This is a genomic window from Streptomyces sp. MBT65, assembly GCF_016612545.1.
Lineage (GTDB): Bacteria > Actinomycetota > Actinomycetes > Streptomycetales > Streptomycetaceae > Streptomyces.
In genome coordinates, this window is the sequence record NZ_JAENRY010000335.1 from 1 (window position 1) to 8,409 (window position 8,409).

6 protein-coding genes are annotated in these 8,409 nt (G+C 69.4%); 4 read left to right on the forward strand and 2 right to left on the reverse strand.

The features are described from left to right. Positions 1–25 precede the first annotated feature (25 nt). Positions 26–1,348 carry an N-acetylmuramoyl-L-alanine amidase gene (locus JHN63_RS43290; RefSeq protein WP_200690620.1) on the reverse strand — a complete coding sequence of 441 codons (1,323 nt, stop codon included), beginning with the start codon at positions 1,346–1,348 and terminating at the stop codon, positions 26–28. Between the two features lie 138 nt (positions 1,349–1,486). On the opposite strand from JHN63_RS43290, the gene JHN63_RS43295 reads away from it, so the two are divergent. From JHN63_RS43295 to JHN63_RS43310, 4 genes are all read left to right on the forward strand, one after another. Beyond that, complete coding sequence (locus tag JHN63_RS43295; protein ID WP_200690621.1) at positions 1,487–2,224, forward strand: TIGR03089 family protein; 738 nt, start codon at positions 1,487–1,489, stop codon at positions 2,222–2,224. A 240-nt stretch (positions 2,225–2,464) separates the two neighbouring features. After that, complete coding sequence (locus tag JHN63_RS43300; RefSeq protein WP_374222994.1) at positions 2,465–3,547, forward strand: LCP family protein; 1,083 nt, start codon at positions 2,465–2,467, stop codon at positions 3,545–3,547. A gap of 214 nt (positions 3,548–3,761) precedes the next feature. Beyond that, the gene (locus JHN63_RS43305) at positions 3,762–5,489 is read left to right on the forward strand and encodes an LCP family protein (protein ID WP_200690623.1); all 1,728 of its coding nucleotides are present in this window, start codon (positions 3,762–3,764) and stop codon (positions 5,487–5,489) included. A 131-nt stretch (positions 5,490–5,620) separates the two neighbouring features. After that, entirely contained in the window at positions 5,621–7,192 is a 1,572-nt protein-coding gene (locus JHN63_RS43310; protein WP_200690624.1) for an LCP family protein, read from the forward strand. A 25-nt stretch (positions 7,193–7,217) separates the two neighbouring features. Here the strand turns inward: JHN63_RS43310 and JHN63_RS43315 are convergent, their stop codons facing one another. Next, positions 7,218–8,252: a glycosyltransferase family 2 protein gene (locus JHN63_RS43315; protein ID WP_200690625.1), complete on the reverse strand. Its 1,035-nt coding sequence runs from the start codon at positions 8,250–8,252 to the stop codon at positions 7,218–7,220. Positions 8,253–8,409: the final 157 nt, after the last annotated feature.

Consider the following 8,409-nt stretch of genomic DNA (forward strand, 5'->3'; position numbering starts at 1 on the left):
CCCCGGCCCCCCTGTCGGCCCTCCCTCAGCGGCCCTGGAAACGGGCCGACGTGGAACGGGCCGAGCCGAGCTTGCCGTAGAGCTGCCGTCCTGGGCATTCCGTGGCGAACCCGTCCCGATGGCCGGAGATCACGTTGAGTCGTACGTTCTTTCCCTTTGGGTAGAGATTGCCACCGCCGGACTTCAGGTATGTCTTGCCGCGCGGATTGACACCGTAGAGCCCGAGCTTCCACGCGGTGAGCCGGGCGATGGCGTTCACTGCCGCCGAGGACGGTTTGGCGCTGCCGAAGGTTCCGAGGACGGCGATCCCCATGCTGTCGGTGTTGAAACCGAGGGTGTGGGCACCCATCACCGCCTTCGTCGCTCCCCCGGCGCGACCCTCGTAGATGGTCCCGCACTTGTCGACGAGGAAGTTGTAGCCGATGTCACGCCAGCCGCTGCTCTCGACGTGGTAGCGGTAGATACCGCGGATGACCGAAGGCGCTTGCGAGCAGCGGTAGTTGTTGCCGGTGGCGGTGTGGTGCACGAAGGCCGCCTTGACCTTCTTCGTGTACACGAACCCCTTCTCCCGCAGCGTCTCGTCGGCGCCCCAGCCGTGCCGGGTGACGATCCGCGGGCGCGGTCCGATGTACGGCTGCGCCTTGCCGCGCAGCGCGACCACTTCCCGTTCCGTGGCCTGCCTGCTCAGCGCCGGGAGCTCGGCGGCGAGGGGGGCCGCGGCACGGTTCACGGTCGGCCGGGCGCCCGCGGGCGGGGCTTCCGCGCCGGGATCCACCAGTTCGAGGTGCAGGCCGGCGGGGAGGGGCGACGACCGGTTCTCCACGGTCCGTGTCGCCGTCGCGTTCGCTCTCACCCGTACGTCCACCCCGTCCGAGTCGCCCACCCACAGCGGGGCGGTGGAGCCGTGGACGTGGCCCGAGTCGCGCTCGGCGGTGCCGGGGTCGGCGCCGTGGTCCTCGTTGTGGGTGTCGATGTCCTGCCAGCCGGACCACTCGCCGGTGCCGGTGGCGCGGGTGCGGACCTGGACCTGGCCGCGCAGTTCGGTGTCGGGGTCGGACCAGGTGACGCCGACCAGGGAGAAACGGTGGACGTCGTCCCGGGTGAGGCCCTGTTCGGGGGCCGCGCCCAGGGTGCGGTCGCGGGTACGGGGGGCCAGTGGCAGCGACTCGGTGCTGCCGGGGAGGGTGGGGTCGGCGGTCGTCGACGCGGATCTCGCGCCGCTCGCCGGCTGCGCCGCCGGTGCCGGTGCCGGTGCCGGGGCGGGCGCCGCGGCCGCGGGCAGGGTGAGCGGGAGGGCCAGTGCGGCCGCGCAGGTGACGCCGATCGAGGAAGCAAGGAATCCACGCATGCCCCTGATCCTGGACATAGTCATACATATCTGTCTATCCGGGAATTGACGGACCGTCGGCTGCGGTTCGGCCGAACCGGTGGTCCGGCGTCCGGTGCGGGGGCGTGCGGCGATGGGTGCCCGCGTACGCTTGCGCGGGTGAACGCCACCGATCGCACCCCTGCCGACCTGCTGCGTTCCGCGCTCGCCGCGGATCCCGGCCGCCCCCTGGTGACCTTCTACGACGACGCCACGGGGGAACGTGTCGAATTGTCCGTGGCCACCTTCGCCAATTGGGTGGCCAAGACCGCGAATCTGCTCCAGGGGGATCTCGGGGCGGGGCCCGGTGACCGGGTCGCGGTGTTGTTGCCGGCGCACTGGCAGACGGCGGTGTGGTTGCTGGCGTGTTCGTCCGTGGGAGTGGTGGCGGACGTGGGCGGGGATCCCGCCGTGGCCGATGTGGTGGTGAGCGGGCCCGATTCGCTGGAGGCGGCTCGGGCGTGCGGCGGGGAGCGGGTCGCTCTCGCACTGCGGCCGCTCGGCGGGCGGTTTCCGCAGACTCCGGCCGGGTTTGCCGACTATGCCGTCGAGGTGCCGAGCCAGGGAGACCGGTTTGTCGCGTTCTCGCCGGTCGATCCCGAGGAGCCCGCGCTGGTCGTGGGCGGGGTGGAGTCGACCGGGGTGCAGGTTGTCGAGCGGGCCCGGGCCGACGCGGACGCCGGGGCCCGGGTGCTGTCGGGGCTGCCGTACGACACCTGGGACGGGTTGAGCGCGGGGCTGTACGGGCCGCTCGCCTCCGGGGGGTCCGTGGTCCTGTGCCGGAATCTCGATCAGCTGAGCGAGGAGTCGTTGGCCAAGCGGGTCGAGAGCGAGCGGGTGTCTGTCACGCGCCGCTGAAGGGGTGCCCGGCGGGCGCGGGCCGGTAACGAGTCACCCGAACGGGTCAGCAACGCCCGCCTCCCCCACCCCATCCACGCCATGGTCGTAGGAGCAGGACCACACGCTCGTACTTGGCCATGAGGGGTGGAACCGCACGTGTTCGACGACACCGCAGGAGGCGTTCTCGGGCCGGGTGCGGGGGCTTCCGCGTCCGGGGCGGGGATCGTACGGCGGCGGCGTCGGCGGTGGGTGCGAGGGGTGGCTCTCGGGGTGGCCGTGATCGTCGTAGGAGCCGCCGGGGTCGGGTGGGCCGTCTACGCGAAGCTGGACTCGAACATCACGCCCGACAACGCCGCGGCCGCCGAGCTCGCCCGGTACGAGAAGGAGCGGCCCACCGCCCTCGTGAAGGGGGCGCAGAACATTCTGCTCATCGGGTCCGACTCGCGGTCCGGAGACGGGAACGCCGAGTACGGGCGGGACTCGGGGACCGAGCGGTCGGACACGACGATCCTGTTGCATCTGGCGGCCGACCGGCGCAGTGCCACCGCCGTCTCCTTGCCGCGGGACCTGATGGTGGACGTGCCGGGGTGTCTGCGGCCGGACGGGACGCGGAGCGAGCCGATGTTCGCGATGTTCAACTACGCGTTCCAGGTGGGGGGTTCGGGGTGCACGATCCGGACCGTGGAGAAGCTGACGAACGTGCGGATCGACCATCACATGGTCGTCGACTTCCATGGGTTCAAGGACATGGTCGACGCCGTGGACGGGGTCCAGGTCTGCCTCAAAGCTCCCATTCACGACAAAGCCGCCAAGTTGGCGTTGCCCGCCGGGCGCGTGACGCTCGACGGGGAGCAGGCGCTGGGGTACGTGCGGGCGCGGAAGTCGCTGGGGAACGGCAGTGACACCGATCGGATGGACCGCCAGCAGGGGTTCCTGGGGGCGCTCGTCAACAAGGTGCAGAGCGACGACGTGCTGTTCAATCCGGTGAAGCTGTATCCCGTGCTGGACGCGGCGACTTCCTCGCTGACCACCGATCCGGATCTGGCCAATCTGCGCGGTTTGTACGAACTGGTGCGCGGCTTGCGGAACATCCCCACCGAACATGTGCAATTCCTCACCGTTCCACGGGAGTCGTACATCTACAACGCGAATCGCGACCAACTCGTGGAGCCCGAGGCCGAAAAGCTGTTCGCGCGACTCCGAGCGGACGCGACCGTGGCGGTGACGAAGGAAGTTCCGCTGGATTCAGGGACAAATAGCAGCAATGCGGCGCCTGTTGGCGAGGCCACGCCCGCGCCCACATTTCGCGGTAACACCGCCGCCGAGGACACCTGCGGGTAAAGCGATCACCAAGTCGACGAACTTTTGTTCCGAAAAATAGGACGGATTGACCGGTTGTAGGGACGTGGAATTTGTCACCGCAGTCACTTGACGCTCAACTGGACGGATAGTGTGAGCGATCCGGTGTGCTGTGTGCTTGCGCACCGGATGAACGAGACCCGAGCGCCTGCAGGGGGAAGGCGCCGCGTGGCCCCGACGGAGGATTCGGTAAACCGTGGACGCGCAAGGCCGTGGGCGGGCGGACAACATCGACCCCGCAGACCAGTGGGTACTCAATCCGAACACTGGTGAATACGAACTGCGACTGACTCCTTCCACACCGCAGTCAGCGGTGCCGGGGCCCCGGAGAGCCACTGCGCAGAACCGCAGTGTGGCGGCGCCGGAGCGGGAGACGGTCCCGAGAGGCCCGGGTCCCGAGGTGCCGGCGCCGCGCAGACGGCGGGGTGTGCCCGAGGAGCCACCGGGGCGGCGCGGGCGCCGGCCGGTGAAGAAGAAGGCCAAGGGCAAGAAGATCCTGATGTGGACCGGCGGCAGCCTGGCCTTTGTGCTGGTCGCCGTCTCCGCGGCCGGATACCTCTACATCAAGCACCTCAACGACAACATCACGTCCGTCTCCGACGACGGCGCCAGCACCGGCGGCTTCAGCAAGGGCAAGGCCATCAACCTGCTGGTGATCGGCACCGACAAGCGCACGGGCGCGGGCAACGAGGGCTACGGCGACGCCGGCAGCGTCGGCCACGCGGACACCACGATCCTGCTGCACGTGTCCAAGGACCGCTCGAACGCGACCGCGCTCAGCATCCCCCGTGACCTGATCACCGACGTCCCGGACTGCCAGACGGCCCAGTCGGACGGCACGACCAAGGTCATCCCGGGCACGACGAGCGTCCGCTTCAACACCAGCCTCGGCCAGGACGGCCGTACGGCGAGCTGCACGGTGCGGACGGTCACCGAGCTGACCGGGATCCAGCCCGACGACTTCATGGTGGCCGACTTCAACGCCGTGAAGACGCTGACCGACGCGGTCGGCGGGGTCGAGGTCTGTCTGGCCAAGAACATCGACGACTCCGACTCGCATCTGAAGCTGTCCAAGGGCACGCACAATCTCTCGGGCGAGCAGGCGCTGGCCTTCGTGCGCACCCGGCACTCGGTCGGCTTCGGCGGTGACCTGAGCCGGATCACGCTCCAGCAGCAGTTCCTCAGCGCGCTGATGCGGAAGCTGAAGTCCAACTCCACGCTCACCAACCCGACGAAGATGCTGAAGCTGGCGGAGGCCGGCACCAAGGCGCTGACCGTCGACGACAACCTCGACTCCATCAGCAAGCTGAAGGACCTCGGTCTGGAGCTGGGCAAGCTCAACCCCAAGAACCTGACCTTCACCACCGTGCCGGTCGTCGACAACCCGGCGGAGAAAACCCCGGTGACGGTCGTGCTCAACAACACGACCGCCCCGCAGGTCTTCTCGCTGATCAAGAGCGACACCTCCTTCACCGCGGTCAAGCAGCAGGCGGCGAAGGAGAAGGCCGCCGTGGCCGCCCGGCTCAAGGGCACCAAGTCCGCCGCCTCCGCGGTGCGGGTGCGGATCCTCAACGGAGGGGCCGTCGCCGGCAGCGCACAGGAAACTCTTACGTGGCTGCAGAATGATGAGGGCGTGCTCAAGTCCGAGAACGCGGGCAACGCTCCGGCGGCGCTCGCGAAGACGACCCTCGAGTACGCACCCGACCAGGCGGACCAGGCTCGACGGCTCGCCGCCATCATGGGCCTCTCGGGGTCCGCGATGAAGCCGGGCAAGAGTGTGCAGAACTCCCAGGGACTCCCGGCGATGACGCTGACCCTGGGCAAGGACTTCAAGGGAGCCGGCGTCCCGCTCACCTCGACCGCGGGGTCGACGCCGGAGGGGGTCCAGAAGTCCACGGCGGACAAGGTTGAGTGCGCCAAGTAAGTGACCACACGGGTCCGTTCCGCGTCTAACGGGGCGCGGGGCGGACCCGTGGTGTCAGGGCGCGGCGTGGGAGGGGTGGGGACTTGACTCAGAGCAGCGTGCGTGGGGAGGTGCCGGCGGTTGAGGACACGATGTCCCTCACGCCGGCGGACGGGAAGAGACCGGCGAAGGGCAGGACACCGGCGGACGGCGACGGGGGCGGCCGCAAGGGCCGTAGACGCCGGGTGTTGCGCTGGTCGGCGATCGTCCTCGCGGTGGTCATAACCGGGACGGCCGGCGCCGGTTACCTGTACTACGAGCACCTCAACCACAACATCAAGAAAGACCCCCTGAACATCGGGGACGAGAACGAGCGGGCTGCCGCGTCCAAGGCCAACGCGGCCGGGCAGACGCCGTTGAACATCCTGCTGATCGGTTCGGACGCGCGGGACTCCGCGGAGAACCAGGAGCTGGGCGGCGCGAAGGACACCTTCAACACCGCGCCCCGCGCCGATGTCCAGATGCTGCTGCACGTCTCGGCGGACCGCTCCAACATGTCGGTGGTGAGCATGCCGCGCGACACCCTGACGGACATCCCCAAGTGCACCGACCCGGACACCAAGAAGACGTACGCGGCCGAGACGGACGTCATCACGAACGACTCGCTGGGCCGCGGCGGCCCCGGCTGCACGGTGGCGACCTGGGAGAAGCTGACCGACATCCACATCGACCACTTCATGATGGTCGACTTCGCGGGTGTGGTGTCGATGGCGGACGCGATCGGCGGGGTGCCGGTCTGCGTGGACGCCAACATCTACTCGCACACCTCCTCCGGCAAGGGCTCCGGCCTGAAGCTGAAGAAGGGCACCACGGCCGTGAAGGGCAAGCAGGCCCTCCAGTGGCTGCGGACGCGCTACGGCTTCGAGGACGACACCGACATCGCCCGCACCAAGGCGCAGCACCAGTACATGAACTCGATGGTCCGCCAGCTGCGCGAGAACGCCACGCTGAGCAACCCGACCAAGCTGCGCAGCCTCGCCGAGACGGCCACCAAGGCGCTCACGGTCGACACCGGTCTCGGGACGGTCGCCAAGCTCTACGACCTGAGCAAGGAACTGAAGAAGGTTCCGACCGACCGGATCACCATGACGACGATGCCGTGGGAGTACTCGGGCAGCAGCGGCCGGGTGGTGCCCAAGCCGGCCGACGCGGAGAAGCTGTTCCGGCTGGTCCGTGAGGACATCGCGCTGGACGGCAAGGACAAGAAGAAGACGACGACCCCGGTGAAGGCGTCCACCGATCCGGCCGCCGCCGACGGCAAGATCGCCGTACAGGTGGAGAACGGCACCCGCACCGACACGACGAGCGCGGTACGGGGGCGGGCGACCGCGGTGGCCGGGCTCCTCGTCGGCAAGGGCTTCAAGGAGGCGGTGGCGGACTCCTCGACGACGCCGAGCGCGGCCACGACGGTCGTCCGCTATCCGAGCGCCGACCTGGAGGGCGACGCCCAGCGGGTCGCCAAGGCCCTCGGCATCCCGACGAGCGCGGTGAAGAAGTCCACGAGCGTCTCCGGGGTCACCCTGGTCGTCGGCGCGGACTGGAGGACCGGCACGAAGTACAAGGCCCCGGTCGAGGACGACACGACCCCGACGTCGGCGGACGCCCTCAACGGCTCGGACACCACGGCCTGCATGCACGTCGACCCGAACTACGTCTGGTCGTAGTCCGGGCCGTCGCGGGCGGCGGTGCTCAGCTGTTGGACGGGCTGAGCACCGCGGGTCGCCGGGACGCGATGACGCGCTTCGCGAGGGACTTGGGGCTGGTGAGGAAGCCGTAGCCCCAGGACATGTGCATGGTGGCGAGGGCCAGGGGGATCTGGAGGCGGGCCTTCAGCGAGAGGCCCCTGCCCGCCGGGAGCGAGCCCAGCACGATCGCCGCGAGGTAGCCGCCGGGGATCAGGAAACCCCACGGCGTCAGGGCCGCGCCGACCACGAGACCGGCCGCGATCGCGCACACGGCGGTCGGTGGGGCGAGGTAGCGCAGGTTGATCGAGCCCTCGTGGTAGCGGGCGACGACGTGCCGCCAGCGGCCGTAGTCCTTGTACTGCTTGGCGAGGGCCTTCACCGACGGACGGGGGCGGTACGAGACGCGCAGTTCGGGCGAGAACCAGATGAGGCCGCCCGCCTCGCGGATGCGGAAGTTCAGCTCCCAGTCCTGGGCGCGGATGAACTCCTCGTTGTAGCCGCCCTGTTGCTCCAGCGCCTCGCGCCGGAACACCCCGAGGTAGACCGTCTCGGCGGAGCCCGCCGCGCCGCCCGTGTGGAAGGCCGCGTTGCCCACGCCGATCTTCGAGGTCATCGCGGCGGCGACCGCGTCCTCCCAGGCGTTCTCGCCCTCGGCGTGCATGACGCCGCCGACGTTCTGCGCGCCGGTCTCCTCCAGGAGCCGTACGGCGGTGGAGATGTAGTTCGGCGAGAGCATGCCGTGGCCGTCGACGCGGACGACGATCGGATGGCGGGAGGCCTTGATCGCGGCGTTGAGGGCGGCGGGCGTGCGGCCGGCCGGGTTCGGGACGGTGTGGACTCGGGGGTCCTCGCGCACGAGCTCGGCCGCGATCTCGTCCGTGCGGTCCTTCGAGGGACCGAGGGCGAGGACGACCTCCATCTCGCCGGCGTACTCCTGCGCGAGGATCGCTTGGACGGCTCCGCGCAGATGCCGCTCCTCGTCGAGGACGGGCATGATCACAGAAACGGCGGGGAGTCGCACGTCGGGCTTGGCGTTCATAGGGGGCTCACGTTACCGCGAACGGGGGACACGGACGCGCCCCGCCCGGGCGGCTGCGGTGGTATCAGATCGTATGGGCCTACGGTGCTCAAGATCCCACGTACGGCCCTCGCGGAGGTGTCCCCCATGCCCACGCCGCCCTCAACGCCGCGATCAA